At 61.6% G+C, this 16511-nt stretch carries 20 protein-coding genes; 11 read left to right on the forward strand and 9 right to left on the reverse strand.

Features of this window, described 5'->3' with window-relative positions:
• Positions 1–151 precede the first annotated feature (151 nt).
• Complete coding sequence (locus J3Q04_RS23830; RefSeq protein ID WP_420765030.1) at positions 152–763, forward strand: C40 family peptidase; 612 nt, start codon at positions 152–154, stop codon at positions 761–763.
• 164 nt (positions 764–927) lie between these two features.
• On the opposite strand, the gene J3Q04_RS23835 is transcribed toward J3Q04_RS23830, so the two are convergent.
• A complete protein-coding gene (locus tag J3Q04_RS23835) occupies positions 928–1962 on the reverse strand; it encodes a type IV pilus twitching motility protein PilT (RefSeq protein ID WP_198796877.1) in 1035 nt (344 codons plus the stop codon).
• Positions 1963–2018: 56 nt separating this feature from the next.
• Here J3Q04_RS23835 and J3Q04_RS23840 point away from each other — a divergent pair, with 56 nt between their 5' ends.
• The 9 genes from J3Q04_RS23840 (at position 2019) to J3Q04_RS23880 (ending at position 8798) form a co-directional block, all read left to right on the forward strand.
• Positions 2019–2711 (forward strand): YggS family pyridoxal phosphate-dependent enzyme, encoded by a 693-nt coding sequence (locus J3Q04_RS23840; protein ID WP_434609038.1) that lies wholly within the window; start codon positions 2019–2021, stop codon positions 2709–2711.
• Between the two features lie 27 nt (positions 2712–2738).
• A complete protein-coding gene (proC, locus tag J3Q04_RS23845) occupies positions 2739–3557 on the forward strand; it encodes a pyrroline-5-carboxylate reductase (RefSeq protein WP_420765033.1) in 819 nt (272 codons plus the stop codon).
• A 10-nt stretch (positions 3558–3567) separates the two neighbouring features.
• Positions 3568–4158 (forward strand): YggT family protein, encoded by a 591-nt coding sequence (locus tag J3Q04_RS23850; protein WP_420765034.1) that lies wholly within the window; start codon positions 3568–3570, stop codon positions 4156–4158.
• Between the two features lie 281 nt (positions 4159–4439).
• Positions 4440–5579: a homoserine O-succinyltransferase MetX gene (gene metX, locus J3Q04_RS23855; protein WP_420765035.1), complete on the forward strand. Its 1140-nt coding sequence runs from the start codon at positions 4440–4442 to the stop codon at positions 5577–5579.
• A gap of 7 nt (positions 5580–5586) precedes the next feature.
• Entirely contained in the window at positions 5587–6207 is a 621-nt protein-coding gene (gene metW / locus J3Q04_RS23860) for a methionine biosynthesis protein MetW (RefSeq protein WP_420765036.1), read from the forward strand.
• Positions 6208–6232: 25 nt separating this feature from the next.
• Complete coding sequence (locus J3Q04_RS23865; RefSeq protein ID WP_434561797.1) at positions 6233–6667, forward strand: DUF4426 domain-containing protein; 435 nt, start codon at positions 6233–6235, stop codon at positions 6665–6667.
• Positions 6664–7260 (forward strand): RdgB/HAM1 family non-canonical purine NTP pyrophosphatase, encoded by a 597-nt coding sequence (gene rdgB, locus J3Q04_RS23870; protein ID WP_434561795.1) that lies wholly within the window; start codon positions 6664–6666, stop codon positions 7258–7260. The genes J3Q04_RS23865 and rdgB overlap by 4 nt, the downstream gene beginning before the upstream one ends.
• 62 nt (positions 7261–7322) lie before the next feature.
• On the forward strand, positions 7323–8456 hold the full coding sequence (hemW, locus tag J3Q04_RS23875) for a radical SAM family heme chaperone HemW (protein ID WP_434611495.1): 1134 nt from the start codon (positions 7323–7325) through the stop codon (positions 8454–8456).
• 18 nt (positions 8457–8474) lie between these two features.
• Positions 8475–8798: a DUF3392 domain-containing protein gene (locus tag J3Q04_RS23880; RefSeq protein ID WP_014340681.1), complete on the forward strand. Its 324-nt coding sequence runs from the start codon at positions 8475–8477 to the stop codon at positions 8796–8798.
• A gap of 129 nt (positions 8799–8927) precedes the next feature.
• Here J3Q04_RS23880 and trmB read toward each other — a convergent pair whose 3' ends face one another.
• The 4 genes from trmB to J3Q04_RS23900 form a co-directional block, all read right to left on the reverse strand.
• Entirely contained in the window at positions 8928–9653 is a 726-nt protein-coding gene (trmB, locus tag J3Q04_RS23885) for a tRNA (guanosine(46)-N7)-methyltransferase TrmB (protein ID WP_434609033.1), read from the reverse strand.
• 9 nt (positions 9654–9662) lie between these two features.
• On the reverse strand, positions 9663–10457 hold the full coding sequence (locus J3Q04_RS23890) for a thiazole synthase (protein WP_060740195.1): 795 nt from the start codon (positions 10455–10457) through the stop codon (positions 9663–9665).
• A gap of 54 nt (positions 10458–10511) precedes the next feature.
• Positions 10512–10712 carry a sulfur carrier protein ThiS gene (gene thiS / locus J3Q04_RS23895; protein WP_420765040.1) on the reverse strand — a complete coding sequence of 67 codons (201 nt, stop codon included), beginning with the start codon at positions 10710–10712 and terminating at the stop codon, positions 10512–10514.
• Between the two features lie 91 nt (positions 10713–10803).
• Positions 10804–11184 (reverse strand): DUF423 domain-containing protein, encoded by a 381-nt coding sequence (locus J3Q04_RS23900; protein ID WP_434609031.1) that lies wholly within the window; start codon positions 11182–11184, stop codon positions 10804–10806.
• A 74-nt stretch (positions 11185–11258) separates the two neighbouring features.
• Between J3Q04_RS23900 and mtgA the strand changes: the two genes are divergently transcribed.
• Positions 11259–11981, forward strand: coding sequence for a monofunctional biosynthetic peptidoglycan transglycosylase (gene mtgA / locus J3Q04_RS23905; protein WP_434609029.1), 723 nt, complete (start codon positions 11259–11261; stop codon positions 11979–11981).
• 193 nt (positions 11982–12174) lie between these two features.
• Here mtgA and rpoH read toward each other — a convergent pair whose 3' ends face one another.
• The 4 genes from rpoH to ftsY form a co-directional block, all read right to left on the reverse strand.
• Positions 12175–13029 (reverse strand): RNA polymerase sigma factor RpoH, encoded by an 855-nt coding sequence (gene rpoH / locus J3Q04_RS23910; protein ID WP_003177476.1) that lies wholly within the window; start codon positions 13027–13029, stop codon positions 12175–12177.
• Between the two features lie 113 nt (positions 13030–13142).
• Positions 13143–14165 carry a permease-like cell division protein FtsX gene (gene ftsX / locus J3Q04_RS23915; RefSeq protein WP_420765043.1) on the reverse strand — a complete coding sequence of 341 codons (1023 nt, stop codon included), beginning with the start codon at positions 14163–14165 and terminating at the stop codon, positions 13143–13145.
• Entirely contained in the window at positions 14162–14833 is a 672-nt protein-coding gene (ftsE, locus tag J3Q04_RS23920) for a cell division ATP-binding protein FtsE (protein WP_024778908.1), read from the reverse strand. Before ftsE ends, ftsX begins: the two co-directional genes overlap by 4 nt.
• Positions 14830–16257 (reverse strand): signal recognition particle-docking protein FtsY, encoded by a 1428-nt coding sequence (gene ftsY / locus J3Q04_RS23925; protein ID WP_434561787.1) that lies wholly within the window; start codon positions 16255–16257, stop codon positions 14830–14832. Before ftsY ends, ftsE begins: the two co-directional genes overlap by 4 nt.
• Positions 16258–16511 lie beyond the last annotated feature (254 nt).

Here is a 16511-nt window from a genome sequence, read left to right on the forward strand (position 1 = left end):
AACGCCCGTACTACGGGGCCTGTGTCGGACAATCAGGCCAAAATGACGGTATTGTGCGGCGTTTATGCTGGGTTCCGGATCGACAAACGGCCTCGGAAAGCGAAAAAAAGCTGTTATAAAGTTGCGCGCTAACCTTTATGAGCCCTGCCTAATGCGTCCATTTTTAAAGACATGGCTGACCATCTGCCTATTATTGCCACTGGCCGCCCACGCCACCAACCGTGAGCAACGTCTTCCCAACATCAATGGCTACACCCCTAAATCCCATGTTTCTGCTCCGTCGAGCAAGAACAAGCAAGGCGTCCAGCGCGTGAGCACGGCTCAGAGCCGATTGGTGCCACCCATGGCGACCAAGACCACCAGCAATGTCTTGAGCCGCGCCGTGAATGTACTCGGCACACCTTACCGTTGGGGCGGCAGCAGCCCAAGCAAAGGTTTCGATTGCAGTGGGCTGGTGAAATACGCCTTCAACGACGCCACCTTCGATTTGCCGCGCACATCCAACGCGATGGCAGCCGGCCACGGTGAAAAAGTCGAGCGCAAGGACTTGAAGCCTGGGGACCTGATTTTCTTCAAGCTCAAGAGCCGGCGAGTCAACCATGTGGCCATCTACCTGGGCAATGACCGCTTCATCCACGCCCCGCGCCGTGGCAAGTCGGTGACCATCGACACGCTGAACAAGCCGTATTGGAACACCCATTACGTGGTTGCCAAGCGGGTACTGCCCAAAGAGCCGGGTGCGATGCGGGTGGTTCAGCGCTGATCTGAAGACCACTTGGTCCTTGTGGCGAGGGAGCTTGCTCCCGCTGGGGCGCGGAGCGGCCCCGACGGTGCATGCCTGGGTGACGGTGGCGTCTGATTTGGGGCTGCTTCGCAACCCAGCGGGAGCAAGCTCCCTCGCCACAAGAGCGGTACTGCCTTCTTGCCCTAGAAATTATCCGGCGTACGCGCCCGCTCCCGCGCATGCTCGCGGCTGATCAGCCCCTTGTTCACCAACTCCTTCAGGCACATGTCCAGCGTCTGCATCCCCAGCGAGCCGCCGGTCTGAATCGACGAATACATCTGCGCGATCTTGTCTTCCCGGATGAGATTGCGGATCGCCGAGGTGCCGAGCATGATTTCATGCGCCGCAACCCGGCCGCCGCCGATCTTCTTGACCAGCGTCTGGGAGATCACCGCCTGCAACGACTCCGACAGCATCGAACGAACCATGGACTTCTCGTCACCGGGAAACACGTCCACCACCCGGTCAATGGTCTTGGCCGCCGATGTGGTGTGCAGCGTGCCAAACACCAAGTGCCCGGTTTCTGCGGCAGTCAGCGCCAGCCGGATGGTTTCCAGGTCGCGCATTTCCCCCACCAGGATCACGTCCGGATCTTCCCGCAGGGCCGAGCGCAGCGCCGTGGAAAAGCCCTGGGTATCGCGGTGCACCTCGCGCTGGTTGATCAGGCATTTGCGCGGTTCATGGACGAATTCGATCGGGTCCTCGATGGTGAGGATGTGATGATGCTTGTGGCTGTTCAGGTAATCGATCATCGCGGCCAGGGTGGTGGACTTGCCGGACCCCGTCGGCCCGGTCACCAGCACGAGCCCACGTGGGGCCTCGGTGATCTTGCGAAACACCTCGCCCATACCCAGGTCTTCCATGGTCAGGACTTTCGAAGGGATGGTCCGGAACACCGCCCCCGCGCCACGATTCTGGTTGAAGGCATTGACCCGAAACCGCGCAACGCCTGGCACGTCGAAGGAAAAGTCGGTCTCCAGAAACTTTTCGTAATCCACTCGTTGCCGGTCATTCATGATGTCGTAGATCAGTTCATGGACCTGCTTGTGGTCCAACGCCGGCAGGTTGATACGCCGCACATCGCCATCGACACGGATCATTGGTGGCAACCCGGCGGACAGATGCAGGTCCGACGCCCCCTGTTTGGCGCTGAACGCCAGCAGTTCAGTGATATCCATAGCGCTCCTCAATTCCAGTAGAATGCCGCGAACCTCAGACCCGCTGGCCTTTCTTTATGACCACGATAGCAGACAACATTGCTCAGGTTAGATCGCGCATCCATGCGGCGGAACAGGCCGCCCGACGCGCCGGACACAGCGTCCATCTACTGGCCGTCAGCAAGACCAAGCCCGCCCAGGCCCTGCGCGAAGCCTACGCCGCCGGCCTGCGTGACTTCGGCGAGAACTACTTGCAAGAAGCCTTGGGCAAGCAGGCCGAACTGACTGACCTGCCCTTGATCTGGCACTTCATCGGCCCCATTCAATCGAACAAGACGCGCGCTATCGCCGAACATTTCGACTGGGTGCATTCCGTGGATCGCTTGAAAATTGCACAGCGCCTGTCCGAGCAGCGGCCAGCCGAGCTGCCACCATTGAACATCTGCATTCAGGTCAACGTCAGCGGCGAAGCCAGTAAATCCGGCTGCGCGCCAGCGGACCTGCCCGCCCTTGCCAGCGCCATCAGCACGTTGCCACGCCTCACGTTGCGCGGGTTGATGGCGATTCCCGAACCGACCGACAATCGCGCTGAACAGGACGCGGCTTTTGCTGCTGTCCAGCGCCTGCAAGCCAGCCTGGACCTGCCCCTGGATACGCTGTCCATGGGCATGAGCCATGACCTCGAATCCGCCATTGCTCAAGGCGCCACCTGGGTGCGCATCGGTACTGCGCTGTTTGGGGTTCGCGACTACGGTCAATCGCCCAGCTGACTCACTCATCTTTCATAAGGATCCGTCATGAGCAACACGCGTATTGCCTTTATCGGCGCCGGCAACATGGCCGCCAGCCTGATCGGCGGCCTGCGGGCCAAGGGCCTGGATGCAGCGCAGATCCGCGCCAGCGATCCGGGTGAAGAAACCCGCCAGCGGGTGAGCGCAGAGCACGGCATCGAAGCCTTCGCCGACAACGCCCAGGCCATCGACGGCGTGGACGTCGTGGTGCTCGCGGTCAAGCCGCAAGCAATGAAAAGCGTGTGCGAAGCCCTTCGCCCGCATCTCAAGCCACATCAACTGATCGTGTCGATTGCCGCTGGTATTACTTGCGCGAGCATGAACAACTGGCTCGGCGCCCAGCCCATCGTGCGCTGCATGCCCAACACCCCGGCACTGCTGCGCCAGGGCGTCAGCGGCCTGTTCGCCACCGAACAGGTGACGGCCGCCCAACGCCAGCAGGCTGAAGAATTGCTGTCGGCCGTGGGTCTTGCGCTGTGGCTGGAAACCGAGCAGCAACTGGACGCGGTCACCGCCGTCTCCGGCTCTGGCCCGGCGTACTTCTTCCTGCTGATCGAAGCCATGACCGCCGCCGGCGAGAAACTCGGCCTGCCCCGGGAAACCGCCGCTCAGCTGACCTTGCAGACTGCCCTGGGCGCCGCGCATATGGCGGTCGCCAGCGATGTCGATGCGGCGGAGCTGCGTCGCCGCGTGACTTCGCCGGCCGGTACCACCGAAGCGGCCATCAAATCATTCCAGGCCGGAGGCTTCGAAGCCCTGGTTGAAAAAGCACTCGGCGCCGCCGCGCACCGCTCGGCCGAAATGGCCGAACAACTGGGCCAATAAGGAGCCATTCATGATTGGATTGAACACTGCAGCGGTCTATGTCCTGCAAACCCTCGGCAGCCTGTACCTGCTGATCGTGCTGATGCGCTTCGTGCTGCAACTGGTGCGCGCCAACTTCTACAACCCGTTGTGCCAGTTCATCGTCAAGGCGACCCAACCGCTGCTTAAACCATTGCGCCGGATCATTCCGAGCCTGTTCGGCCTGGACATGTCCTCGCTGTTGCTGGCGATCCTGTTGCAAATGGCGCTGATGGCCCTGACGCTGCTGCTGACCTATGGCATCACCGGCAATCCGCTGCAATTGCTGATCTGGTCGATCATCGGCGTTACCGCACTGTTCCTGAAGATATTTTTCTTTGCCCTGATCATCAGCGTGATCCTGTCCTGGGTCGCGCCGGGCAGCCACAACCCGGGCGCCGAACTGGTGAACCAGATCTGCGAGCCGGCCCTGGCGCCGTTCCGCCGCATCGTGCCGAACCTCGGCGGCCTGGACATCTCGCCGATCCTGGCATTCATGGTGCTCAAACTGATCGATATGCTGGTGATCAACAACCTGGCGGCGATGACGATGATGCCGGAGATCCTGCGGGTGCTGATCTAAAGCACGCTGCAACTTTTCCTATGGCGAGGGAGCTTGCTCCCGCTGGGCCGCGAAGCAGCCCCAAACCGGGCGCCACCGTCGTCCAGACAGCCCCGGGCGGCAGCATTCAGGGCCGCTTCGCGCTGGAGCGCCAGCCCGGCCCAGCGGGAGCAAGCTCCCTCGCCACAGATTGATCCAGTCACCACAGGGTTTGCATCAGCGGACAATCAGCGCCGCCCTTTGCTTGCCGCTAACCCCAGCGGTCTTTAGACTTACGCCTCATTTCAACGAGAGCAGGGTCGATGCCAGCTGCCTTTCCCCCCGATTCCGTTGGTCTGGTGACGCCGCAAACGGCGCATTTCAGCGAGCCCCTGGCCCTGGCCTGCGGCCGTTCGTTGCCAGCCTATGACCTGATCTACGAAACCTACGGCACCCTCAACGCCACGGCGAGCAATGCCGTGCTGATTTGCCACGCCTTGTCGGGGCATCACCACGCCGCCGGCTACCACAGCGTCGATGACCGCAAGCCCGGCTGGTGGGACAGTTGCATCGGCCCCGGCAAGCCCATCGACACCAACCGGTTCTTCGTGGTCAGCCTGAACAACCTCGGCGGTTGCAACGGCTCCACCGGCCCCAGCAGCCTCAACCCCGACACCGGCAAGCCCTTCGGCGCCGATTTCCCGGTACTGACCGTGGAAGACTGGGTCCACAGCCAGGCCCGCCTGGCCGACCGCCTCGGCATCGGTCAATGGGCGGCGGTGATCGGTGGCAGCCTCGGCGGCATGCAGGCCCTGCAATGGACCATCACCTACCCGGATCGCGTGCGCCATTGCCTGGCAATCGCCTCGGCGCCCAAGCTGTCGGCGCAGAACATTGCCTTCAACGAAGTGGCGCGCCAGGCGATCCTCACCGACCCCGAGTTTCACGGAGGTTCGTTCCAGGAACATGGAGTGATTCCCAAGCGCGGGTTGATGCTGGCGCGGATGGTCGGGCACATCACCTACCTGTCCGACGATTCCATGGGTGAAAAATTCGGCCGAGGCCTCAAGAGCGAAAAGCTCAACTACGACTTCCACAGCGTGGAATTCCAGGTCGAGAGCTACCTGCGTTATCAGGGCGAGGAATTCTCCGGGCGCTTCGACGCCAACACCTACCTGCTGATGACCAAGGCGCTGGACTACTTCGATCCGGCGGCGAACTTCGACGATGACCTGGCGAAAACCTTCGCCAATGCCACCGCCAAGTTCTGCGTGATGTCGTTCACCACCGACTGGCGCTTCTCCCCGGCCCGTTCCCGGGAGCTGGTGGACGCACTGATGGCCGCGCGCAAGGACGTCTGCTACCTGGAAATCGACGCACCCCAGGGCCACGACGCCTTTTTGATTCCGATCCCGCGCTACCTGCAGGCGTTCGGCAACTACATGAACCGTATTACGCTGTGAGGACGCCATGAGAGCCGATCTGGACATCATCCAGGAATGGATCCCCGCCGGCAGCCGCGTGCTCGACTTGGGCTGCGGCAACGGCGAACTGCTGACCTGGCTGCGCGACAACAAGCAAGTGACGGGCTACGGGCTGGAAAACGACCCGGACAACATCGCCGAATGCGTGGCCAAGGGCATCAACGTCATCGAACAAGACCTGGACAAAGGGCTGGGCAACTTCGCCAGCAACAGCTTCGACATCGTCGTCATGACCCAGGCCCTGCAAGCCGTGCATTACCCAGACAAGATTCTCGACGAAATGCTGCGCGTCGGGCGCCAGTGCATCATTACCTTCCCCAACTTCGGCCACTGGCGCTGCCGCTGGTACCTGGCGAGCAAGGGACGGATGCCGGTGTCGGAATTCCTGCCCTATACCTGGTACAACACCCCGAACATCCATTTCTGTACGTTCGAGGATTTCGAAGAACTGTGCCGCGAGCGCAAGGCCAAGGTCATCGACCGGCTGGCGGTGGACCAGCAGCACCGCCACGGGTGGGCCAGCAAGCTATGGCCTAATCTGTTAGGTGAGATTGGCATTTACCGGGTCAGCAGCCCGGGCCTTGCCGACCATCAGGTCGCGGTGTGAGCACCCGCCTTTTCAGGAGCACGACATGAAGCGTCTAGCGTTGCTGTTAATCACCTCCTGCCTGAGCATCGGCGCCATGGCCGCCGATGTCATCAAGGCCGAGCGCAAGGAAGTGTTCGGTGACGTCACCGTTCACTACAACACGTTCAACTCCACCTTCCTGACCCCGGACATCGCCAAGGGCGCCGAGCTGATTCGCAGCAAGCACCAGGGCGTCATCAACGTCTCGGTGATCAAGGAAGGCAAGCCGTTGATGGCCCAGGTCAGCGGTACGGTCAAGGACCTGACCAGCAAGACAGTCCCGCTCACCTTCCGTCAGGTCACCGAAGCAGGCGCGATCTACTACATCGCCCAATATCCAGTGGAACAGCAGGAAACCCGCACCTTCGAGATCAAGGTGCAAACCGGCGACAAAATCAACACCATCAACTTCAACCAGGAACTGTTTCCGGGCCAATGATCAACCTTACCCAACTCGTACTGGCCAGCCACAACGCCGGCAAACTCAAGGAACTCCAGGCGATGCTCGGCGGATCGGTGCAGCTGCGCTCGATCGGTGAATTCAGCCAGGTCGAGCCGGAGGAAACCGGTTTGTCGTTCGTCGAGAACGCCATCCTCAAGGCCCGCAATGCGGCGCGCATTTCCGGCCTGCCGGCGCTGGCCGACGATTCCGGTCTGGCGGTGGACTTCCTCGGCGGCGCGCCGGGCATCTATTCGGCCCGTTACGCCGATGGCAAAGGTGACGCAGCGAACAACGCCAAGCTGCTCGAAGCCCTCAAGGACGTGCCCGAAGCCGAGCGCGGCGCGCAATTCGTTTGTGTGCTGGCGCTTGTGCGCCATGCCGACGATCCACTGCCGATCCTCTGCGAAGGCCTGTGGCACGGGCGCATCCTCGCCAAGGCCAGCGGCGAACACGGCTTTGGCTACGACCCGTTGTTCTGGGTGCCTGAGCGCAATTGTTCCAGCGCCGAGCTGGGCCCCGTTGAAAAGAACCAACTGAGCCACCGCGCCCGCGCCATGGCCCTGCTGCGCCAACGCCTGGGCCTGCAATGACCACCGACTCCCCCGCACCGCTGATCCACGGCGGCGCACAGACACCTCGGGCGCCGCTGCCCATGCTGCCGCCCTTGGCGTTGTACATCCATATCCCCTGGTGCGTGCGCAAATGCCCGTATTGCGACTTCAACTCCCACACCGCCAGCCCGCAGCTGCCGGAGGAGGAATACGTCGACGCCTTGCTGGCCGATCTCGACCAGGATTTGCATGGGGTTCACGGCCGGCCGTTGTCCTCCATTTTCTTTGGCGGCGGCACGCCAAGCCTGTTCAGCGCCCAAGCCCTGGGGCGTCTGCTGCGGGGCGTCGAGGCGCGCATCCCTTTTGCGCCCGATATTGAAATCACCCTGGAAGCCAACCCAGGCACCTTCGAGCAAGAGAAATTCGTCGCCTACCGGGCGCTGGGCATCAATCGTCTGTCCATTGGCATCCAGAGCTTCCAACAGGCCAAGCTCCAAGCGCTTGGCCGAATCCATAACGGCGACGAGGCGGTGCGTGCCGCTGGCATGGCCCGCCAGGCCGGGTTCGATAATTTCAATCTCGACTTGATGCATGGCCTGCCGGATCAATCCCTCGAAGATGCCTTGAGCGATCTGCGCCAGGCCATTGCCCTGAAGCCCACCCATTTGTCCTGGTATCAACTGACGCTGGAGCCGAACACGGTGTTCTGGAACCAGCCGCCAATCTTGCCGGAAGACGACACGCTGTGGGACATCCAGGAAGCCGGGCAGGCGCTGCTCGCCGAGCATGGCTACGCCCAATATGAGGTCTCCGCCTATGCCCAGCCAGGGCGCGCGGCGCGGCACAACCTCAATTATTGGAGCTTCGGTGACTTCATCGGCATCGGCGCCGGGGCCCACGGCAAGCTCAGCCATCCGGACGGGCGCATCGTGCGCACCTGGAAGACTCGCCTACCCAAGGATTATCTCAACCCGGCCAAACGTTTCCTGGCCGGCGAAAAGAGCCTGTCCAACGAAGAACTGCCTTTCGAGTTCCTGATGAACGCGCTGCGTCTTACCGAAGGTGTAGCGGCGCAGCTTTATCCGCAGCGCACCGGCCTGTCTTTGGAAAGCCTGGCCGACGGCCGGCGCGAGGCCGAACAAAGTGGGTTGTTGCAGGTCGAACCGTCACGTCTGGCGGCGACCGAGCGCGGACAGCTGTTTCTCAACGACTTGCTGCAGAAATTTCTGAGCTGATCAACACAAGGAAATCGAATGGATCTGGTACTCGACCTGCTCGCCACCGTATCCCGCTGGAGCCGCAGCAACCTGTCGGAAATCTCCCTGGCGTTGGTAGGCTGCCTGCTGGTGTTGTTTGGTGCGGATATCAAGGGCTGGGTCGAACAGCGCCTGGGCAGCATCGCCGGCGCCTTGCGCGTCCCGCTGATCGCCCTGCTGTGCATGATCGGCAGCGGCGCCGCGCTGATCTACGCCACGCCGTGGATCGTCCGGGGCTTGAGCCAGTTCAACAACTACAGCCTGGCGCCGGTGTTATTGGTGGTGCTGGTGTTGATTGGTGTGGTGGCTGACCGCCGCTGATTTAAGCCATCACATAAAACACATGTGGGAGCGAGCCTGCTCGCGAAGAGGGAGTGTCAGGCAATGCTTTTTTGGCTGACACACCGTATTCGCGAGCAGGCTCGCTCCCACAGTTTTATTGCGTGATGTTTAAGGCAGCTTCTCGAACTTCAAGTCCCAAACCCCATGCCCGAGCCGTTCGCCACGACGTTCGAACTTGGTGATCGGCCGTTCAGTCGGGCGCGGTACGCACTTGCCGTCCTCGGCCAGGTTGCGATAACCCGGCGCGACGTTCATCACTTCCAGCATGTATTCGGCGTAGGGCTCCCAGTCGGTGGCCATGTGCAACACACCGCCGACCTTCAACTTGCTACGCACCAGCTCAGCGAACGACGCCTGGACGATCCGGCGCTTGTGGTGTCGGCTTTTGTGCCACGGATCCGGGAAGAACAGCATCAGCCGATCGAGGCTGTTATCGGCCACGCAACGATTAAGCACTTCGATAGCGTCGCAATCGTAGACCCGCAGGTTGGTCAGCCCTTGGGTCAGCACACCGTTGAGCAGCGCACCGACACCCGGACGATGGACCTCCACGCCGATGAAATCCTGTTCCGGCGCGGCGGCGGCCATCTCCAGAAGCGAGTGGCCCATGCCAAAACCGATTTCCAGCGAGCGCGGCGCCGAGCGTCCGAAGACCTGGTCGAAGTCGACCGGTGCATCGGCCAGGGGCAGGACATACAGCGGGGCGCCCTGTTCCAGGCCGCGTTGCTGGCCTTCGGTCATGCGCCCGGCGCGCATCACGAAACTCTTGATGCGGCGGTGCTGGCGCTCTTCGCCTTCTTCCGGCAGGACAGGCGTGTCGTTCGATTCAGTCATCAATGGCTCTTACTTGATCAGACCATCCAGCGGCGAGGACGCGCTGGCGTAGAGTTTTTTCGGCATGCGGCCGGCCAGGTAGGCCAAGCGGCCGGCAACGATGGCGTGCTTCATGGCTTCGGCCATCAGGACCGGCTGCTGGGCATGGGCGATGGCCGAGTTCATCAGCACCGCTTCGCAACCCAGCTCCATGGCGATGGTGGCGTCGGAAGCGGTACCGACACCGGCATCCACCAGCACCGGGATCTTGGCTTCTTCCAGGATGATCTGCAGGTTGTATGGGTTGCAGATCCCCAGGCCGGTGCCGATCAGGCCGGCCAACGGCATGACCGCGATGCAGCCGATTTCCGCCAACTGACGGGCGATGATCGGGTCATCGCTGGTGTAGACCATCACGTCAAAACCTTCCTTGACCAGGGTCTCGGCGGCCTTGAGGGTTTCGATCACGTTGGGGAACAGGGTTTTCTGGTCCGCCAGCACTTCCAGCTTCACCAGGTTGTGACCGTCGAGCAGCTCACGGGCCAGGCGACAGGTGCGCACGGCCTCGATGGCGTCGAAGCAACCGGCGGTGTTCGGCAGGATCGTGTAGCGATCCGGCGGCAGGATATCCAGCAGGTTCGGTTCGCCCGGGTTCTGGCCGATGTTGGTGCGGCGCACGGCGACGGTCACGATCTCGGCGCCCGAGGCCTCGATGGCCAGGCGGGTTTCTTCCATGTCGCGGTATTTGCCGGTACCTACCAGCAAGCGCGACTGGTAGGTACGACCGGCCAGGACGAAGGGCTTGTCGCTACGAACGATGCTCATGGGAAATCCTCTGTTGGGGTGAGGTTCTTGCGAAAGGCTGCGAAACCGAGGCGACTAACCGCCACCGATGGCGTGGACCACTTCGACGCTATCACCGTCGTTCAATTTGGTTTCGGCGTGCTGGCTGCGCGGGACGATATCCAGATTGAGTTCCACCGCGACGCGGCGTCCGGTGAGTTCCAGACGGGTCAGCAGGGCCGCGACGGTTTCACCGTCGGGCAGATCAAGGGGTTCGCCGTTCAACTGAATGCGCATGCCGGATGCCGCCATCATTTTTAGGGGCTGGCATTCTAGCCCGATCAGTCTGGGTGACCCAAGCCCCTTGGTCAGCTACAAGCGACAAGCTTCAAGCGGCAAGTTGCAGGCGCCAGGCCGCGATGCCCAGGCACAACCAACCGATCAGGAAAGCCACGCCGCCCAGGGGCGTGATCATGCCCAGCTTGGTGATACCGGTAAGGGTCAGCAGATACAGGCTGCCGGAGAACAGCAGGATGCCGATCACGAATGAAATTCCGGCCCAAGTGACGATACGACCCGGGATGTGCGTGGCCAACAGCGCAACGCCGAACAGCGCCAGGGTATGCACCAGTTGGTAGGTCACCCCAGTGTGGAAAATCGCCAGATAATCGGCGCTCAGGCGGTTTTTCAGGCCATGGGCGGCAAACGCCCCCAGCGCCACGCCCGTGAAGCCGAAAAAAGCCGCCAGCATCAGAAAGCTACGCAACATGGGGAACTCCGGTCAGACTCGATGGACAGGGTCTGTATAATGGCCCGCTCGACGGGTTCGGCCAAGCCATCTCTATGCTGCGTTCATTGTTTCGACGATTCATTAAAGCCCTGTTCTGGTTCGCCGCCTGCAGCGTTGTGCTGGTGCTGCTGTTTCGCGTGGTGCCACCGCCGTTCACCGCGCTGATGATCGAGCGCAAGGTGCAATCCTGGTTCGGAGGCGAACCGATCGACCTGCAGCGTGACTGGCAACCCTGGGACAAGATTTCCAATCATCTCAAGGTTGCGGTCATTGCCGGGGAAGACCAGAAATTTCCCGAGCATTGGGGCTTTGACATCGGCGCAATCCAGGCCGCGTTCGCCCACAACGGGCGCGGCGGTTCGATTCGTGGCGCCAGCACCCTTAGCCAGCAGGTTTCCAAGAACCTTTTCCTGTGGTCGGGCCGCAGTTGGCTGCGCAAGGGGCTGGAGGCCTGGTTCACCGCGCTGATCGAAGTGATCTGGCCCAAGCAGCGGATCCTCGAGGTGTACCTCAATAGCGTCGAGTGGGACGACGGGGTGTTTGGGGCCGAAGCGGCGGCGCGGCATCATTTTCGTGTCGGTGCAAACGCCTTGTCCCGACAACAGGCCAGCCTGTTGGCCGCAGTCCTGCCCAACCCGAGGGCCTGGAGCGCCAGTCGGCCGAGCCCTTATGTGCTCAGGCGTGCGAGTTGGATTCGCCAGCAGATGAGCCAATTGGGAGGTGATGGTTATCTGTTGCGGTTAGATGAGTCTCGGCCGGCGCCCTGGGCTCAATAGCCGCGACACCACGGATTCTTGTGGGAGCGAGCCTGCTCGCGATGACAATCGAGCACTCAGCAGAGATGTCGCCTGACCCACCGCCATCGCGAGCAAGCTCGCTCCCACAAAGGCTGAGTTGACGCTTGCATCGCACAAACAAAAACGCCCCGATCAGTAATGATCGGGGCGTTTTTGTGATAGCTGTCGCAGGTCAAGCCGCAATCGACACCTTGAGCTTGTTCATCGCGCTCTTCTCAAGCTGGCGAATTCGCTCGGCCGACACGTTGTACTTTTGCGCCAGGTCGTGCAGCGTGGCTTTCTCCTCGGCCAGCCAGCGCTGGTAGAGAATGTCGCGGCTGCGCTCGTCCAGCACTTCCAGCGCTTCGTGCAGGTTGGTGTTGGAGTTGTCACTCCAGTCGGCGTCCTCCAGTTGACGCGCCGGGTCGTACCGGTGGTCTTCCAGGTAGTTGGCCGGCGATTGGAAAGCGCTGTCGTCGTCCGCTTCGGCGGCCGGGTCAAAAGCCATGTCATGGCCGGTCAGGCGACTTTCCATTTCGCGCACTTCACGAGGTTCCACACCGAGGCTCTCGGCCACGCGATGGACTTCCTCGTTGTTCAACCAGGCCAGGCGCTTCTTCTGGCTGCGCAGGTTGAAAAACAGCTTGCGCTGGGCCTTGGTGGTCGCGACCTTCACGATGCGCCAGTTGCGCAGGATGAACTCGTGGATTTCCGCCTTGATCCAGTGCACTGCAAACGACACCAGGCGCACACCCATTTCCGGGTTGAAACGCTTGACCGCCTTCATCAGGCCAACGTTGCCTTCCTGGATCAGGTCGGCCTGGGCCAGCCCGTAGCCGGAATAGCTGCGGGCAATATGTACGACAAAACGCAGGTGGGCGAGCACCATCTGCCGAGCCGCCTCAAGATCCTGCTCATAGTAGAGACTCTCGGCCAGTTCACGCTCCTGCTCGGGGGTCAGCAGCGGGATGCTGTTGACCGTGTGCACATAGGCCTCCAGGTTCGCACCTGGGACCAGAGCATAAGCAGGTTGCAAAGAAGTGGTCATACGAAAAAACCTCCGACTCACATAACTCGTGCAGTTCAGCACTGCGAAAATTGACCGGGAACCGTAGGACAAGTTCCCACAAAAACCGAAAGGTCAATACGCGCAAAAAACAACTATTTTGGCGCAAGCTCACGTAGGTGGCGTGCTACCGCAATCCATGCACCGATATAACCCAACAGCACCGCGCCAAGCAAGAGCGACAGACCGTCAGCGACTGGCACTCCGGCCAGCGCGAAGTCACTGCCATACAAACCGGCCAGTCCCACTACCGCATCGTTCAGCCAGTCCAGGCCGAACGCCAATACGCCCCAGGACAGGATGCCTGCGCCGAAGCCATACAACGCTCCCATATAAAGGAAAGGCCTGCGTACATAACTGTCCGTACCGCCGACGAGTTTAATCACTTCTATCTCGGTGCGGCGGTTTTCAATATGAAGACGAATGGTATTGCCTATCACCAAAAGTAATGCAGAAACCAAGAGCACCGTCAGGCCGAAGACAAACCTGTCGCCGAGCTTGAGGATCGCCGCAAGACGCTCGACCCAGACTAGATCAAGTTGCGCCTGTTGTACCTTCGGCAGCTCGGAAAGTCTTTGTCTTAATGCTTCAAGGGTCGGCTTGTCGACCTCATTTGGGGTGACCAGCACAACGCCTGGCAGCGGGTTCTCCGGCAGCTCCTTGAGGGCTTCGCCCAGGCCCGACTGCTGCTGGAACTCTTCCAGCGCCTGCTCGCGACCCACGTATTCGGCATCGGCCACGCCCGGCATGGTCTTGATCTGCTCACGCAGCGCCTCGCCTTCGCCTGGCGTCGCATCCAGTTGCAAATAAAGGGAGATCTGCGCCGCGCGCTGCCAGGAACCGCCCAGGCGCTCCACATTACTCAGCAGCAATGACAGGCCCATGGGCAGGCTCAAGGCCACCGCCATCACCATGCAGGTAAAGAAGCTGCCGATCGGTTGCTTGCCCAGGCGCCGAAGGCTGTCCAGCAGGCTGGCGCGATGGCTTTCGATCCAGGCGTGCAACAGCGTGGTGAAATCCGGGCCATCGTCATCGTCGCGCTTTTTCTTCTGCGGCTGCGGATCGGTGCCCTTCGGGGCCACGCGTTCGGCCACTTTCGGGCTGCGAGTAGCACTCATACGCCTGCCTCCCCGTCGCCGATCAGTCGACCGCGTTGCAAGGTCAGCATGCGGTGACGCATACGCGCGATCAGTGCTAGGTCGTGGCTAGCGATCAGCACGCTGGTGCCCAAGCGGTTGATGTCTTCGAATACGCCCATGATCTCCGCCGCCAGTCGCGGGTCGAGGTTACCGGTGGGTTCGTCCGCCAACAGCAAGGCCGGGCGATGGACGATTGCGCGGGCAATGCCGACGCGCTGTTGCTGGCCGGTGGACAGGTCGCCCGGGTACAGATCGGTCTTGTCCGACAGAGCCACGCGCTCCAGCGCCGAATCAACGCGTTTGTTGATTTCGGCCTTGGACAGCCCAAGGATCTGCAAAGGCAGCGCCACGTTATTGAATACCGTGCGATCGAACAGCAGTTGGTGATTCTGGAATACCACGCCGATCTGGCGCCGCAGATAAGGGATCTGGGCGTTGCTGATGGTGCTCAAATCCTGGCCGGCCAGCAGCAGCTTGCCGGTGGTGGGCCGTTCCATCGCCAGCAGCAGGCGCAGCAAGGTACTTTTACCGGCACCGGAGTGGCCGGTCACAAACAGAAACTCGCCCCGACGGACCCGAAAGCTCAGCTCGTGCAAGCCGACGTGACCGTTCGGATAGCGTTTACCGACCTGTTCGAAACGAATCATGAATGCTCCCGCTCGGCAAACAGCGCCTGGACAAAGGGCTCGGCTTCGAAGGTGCGCAGGTCATCGATGCCTTCACCCACGCCGATGTAGCGAATTGGCAGGCCAAACTGCTTGGCCAGGGCGAAGATCACCCCGCCCTTGGCGGTACCGTCGAGCTTGGTCAGGGCCAGCCCGGTCAGTTCGACGGTCTGGTTGAACTGCTTGGCCTGGTTGATGGCGTTCTGGCCGGTCCCGGCATCCAGCACCAGCAACACTTCGTGGGGCGCATCGGCGTCGAGCTTGCCGATCACCCGGCGGACCTTCTTCAACTCTTCCATCAGGTTGTCTTTGGTGTGCAGGCGACCGGCCGTGTCGGCGATCAGCACATCGATGCCACGGGCCTTGGCGGCCTGCACGGCGTCGAAGATCACCGAAGCGGAGTCGGCACCGGTGTGCTGGGCGATGACCGGGATCTTGTTGCGCTCGCCCCACACTTGCAGTTGCTCGACAGCGGCGGCGCGGAAGGTGTCGCCGGCGGCAAGCATGACCTTCTTGCCTTCGAGCTGCAGCTTCTTCGCCAGCTTGCCGATGGTGGTGGTCTTGCCGGCACCGTTGACGCCAACGACCAGAATCACGAACGGCTTGTTCTGCGAGGCAATCACCAGCGGCTGCTCCACGGGCTTGAGCAGGTTGGTCAGTTCACCCTGGAGGGACTTGTACAGCGCATCGGCATCGGTCAATTGTTTACGCGCGACTTTCTGGGTCAGGCTCTGGATGATCACCGAGGTGGCCTCGACGCCTACGTCGGCGGTGAGCAGGCGGGTCTCGATGTCTTCCAGCAGCTCGTCATCGATGACTTTCTTGCCCAGGAACAGGCTGGCCATGCCCTCGCCAATACTGGCGCTGGTCTTGGACAGGCCCTGCTTGAGGCGGGCAAAAAAACCGACCTTGCTCTCTTCAACGGGCCGCGGCGGTTCGACCGGGGCCGAAGCCTCTACCACGACAGGTTCCGGCTCGGGAGCGAGCTCCGGGGTCGAAGGCGCGAGCACGGCAGCCGGCGCCTCCTCCGGTTGCGTCGGGGCTGGGATTGGCGGCGTGACGTGGGGTGCCTGGGCGTCCTCTACCAGCGCGACCGGTTCTTCCGCCACGGGCAAGGTGAGCCAAGGGGCCTGCCCGGGAGGCGGGGTAAGGGGTTGCTCGACCACCGGCTCATCCACCGGTTCAGCCACTGGCTCGGCTTCGGCCTCGGCCGGTTGCAGCACCGGCTCGGCGATCGGCAGGACAATGGGCGCAGCCTCTTCGACCACCGTCTCTTCGGCGGGCTCAGGCTGCGGTTGCGGCTGTTCGCCCACGGTTTCCTGCGGCTTCTTGCGCAGCCATCCGAACAGGCTTTTTTTCTCGCCAGCCGCAGCTGGGGTCTTCTTGTCGTCGTTGGAACCAAACATGGAGGACGGCTATCTCACGGTAGCGACGCGCCTGGAGGGCGCCTCGGTGATAAATATTCGATGCTGAACAGACTGCGTTTCATCGAGCTTGTTCACGCGCAACAGATTGTCGAAATGTCGCCAGGACACCTCATGGTCGATTTTTTCGAAGGACTGGTACGGCATCGTCGGCGAAAACGCGGGGATACAGGAACAAACCCAACGTTTGTGCACGGAACCCAGACAGCCTTGGGCCGATAAAAGACCCGATAGGC

Source organism: Pseudomonas sp. D4-21 (genome assembly GCF_051132125.1).
In the GTDB taxonomy this organism is placed as follows: domain Bacteria; phylum Pseudomonadota; class Gammaproteobacteria; order Pseudomonadales; family Pseudomonadaceae; genus Aquipseudomonas.

Excerpts from the sequence above, each read along its gene's own strand:
- J3Q04_RS23830 (WP_420765030.1), top strand. The coding sequence starts at position 152 with ATGCGTCCATTTTTAAAGACATGGCTGACCATCTGCCTATTATTGCCA.
- J3Q04_RS23835 (WP_198796877.1), bottom strand. The coding sequence starts at position 1,962 with ATGGATATCACTGAACTGCTGGCGTTCAGCGCCAAACAGGGGGCGTCG.
- J3Q04_RS23840 (WP_434609038.1), top strand. The coding sequence starts at position 2,019 with ATGACCACGATAGCAGACAACATTGCTCAGGTTAGATCGCGCATCCAT.
- proC (WP_420765033.1), top strand. The coding sequence starts at position 2,739 with ATGAGCAACACGCGTATTGCCTTTATCGGCGCCGGCAACATGGCCGCC.
- J3Q04_RS23850 (WP_420765034.1), top strand. The coding sequence starts at position 3,568 with ATGATTGGATTGAACACTGCAGCGGTCTATGTCCTGCAAACCCTCGGC.
- metX (WP_420765035.1), top strand. The coding sequence starts at position 4,440 with ATGCCAGCTGCCTTTCCCCCCGATTCCGTTGGTCTGGTGACGCCGCAA.
- metW (WP_420765036.1), top strand. The coding sequence starts at position 5,587 with ATGAGAGCCGATCTGGACATCATCCAGGAATGGATCCCCGCCGGCAGC.
- J3Q04_RS23865 (WP_434561797.1), top strand. The coding sequence starts at position 6,233 with ATGAAGCGTCTAGCGTTGCTGTTAATCACCTCCTGCCTGAGCATCGGC.
- rdgB (WP_434561795.1), top strand. The coding sequence starts at position 6,664 with ATGATCAACCTTACCCAACTCGTACTGGCCAGCCACAACGCCGGCAAA.
- hemW (WP_434611495.1), top strand. The coding sequence starts at position 7,323 with ATGCTGCCGCCCTTGGCGTTGTACATCCATATCCCCTGGTGCGTGCGC.
- J3Q04_RS23880 (WP_014340681.1), top strand. The coding sequence starts at position 8,475 with ATGGATCTGGTACTCGACCTGCTCGCCACCGTATCCCGCTGGAGCCGC.
- trmB (WP_434609033.1), bottom strand. The coding sequence starts at position 9,653 with ATGACTGAATCGAACGACACGCCTGTCCTGCCGGAAGAAGGCGAAGAG.
- J3Q04_RS23890 (WP_060740195.1), bottom strand. The coding sequence starts at position 10,457 with ATGAGCATCGTTCGTAGCGACAAGCCCTTCGTCCTGGCCGGTCGTACC.
- thiS (WP_420765040.1), bottom strand. The coding sequence starts at position 10,712 with ATGCGCATTCAGTTGAACGGCGAACCCCTTGATCTGCCCGACGGTGAA.
- J3Q04_RS23900 (WP_434609031.1), bottom strand. The coding sequence starts at position 11,184 with ATGTTGCGTAGCTTTCTGATGCTGGCGGCTTTTTTCGGCTTCACGGGC.
- mtgA (WP_434609029.1), top strand. The coding sequence starts at position 11,259 with ATGCTGCGTTCATTGTTTCGACGATTCATTAAAGCCCTGTTCTGGTTC.
- rpoH (WP_003177476.1), bottom strand. The coding sequence starts at position 13,029 with ATGACCACTTCTTTGCAACCTGCTTATGCTCTGGTCCCAGGTGCGAAC.
- ftsX (WP_420765043.1), bottom strand. The coding sequence starts at position 14,165 with ATGAGTGCTACTCGCAGCCCGAAAGTGGCCGAACGCGTGGCCCCGAAG.
- ftsE (WP_024778908.1), bottom strand. The coding sequence starts at position 14,833 with ATGATTCGTTTCGAACAGGTCGGTAAACGCTATCCGAACGGTCACGTC.
- ftsY (WP_434561787.1), bottom strand. The coding sequence starts at position 16,257 with ATGTTTGGTTCCAACGACGACAAGAAGACCCCAGCTGCGGCTGGCGAG.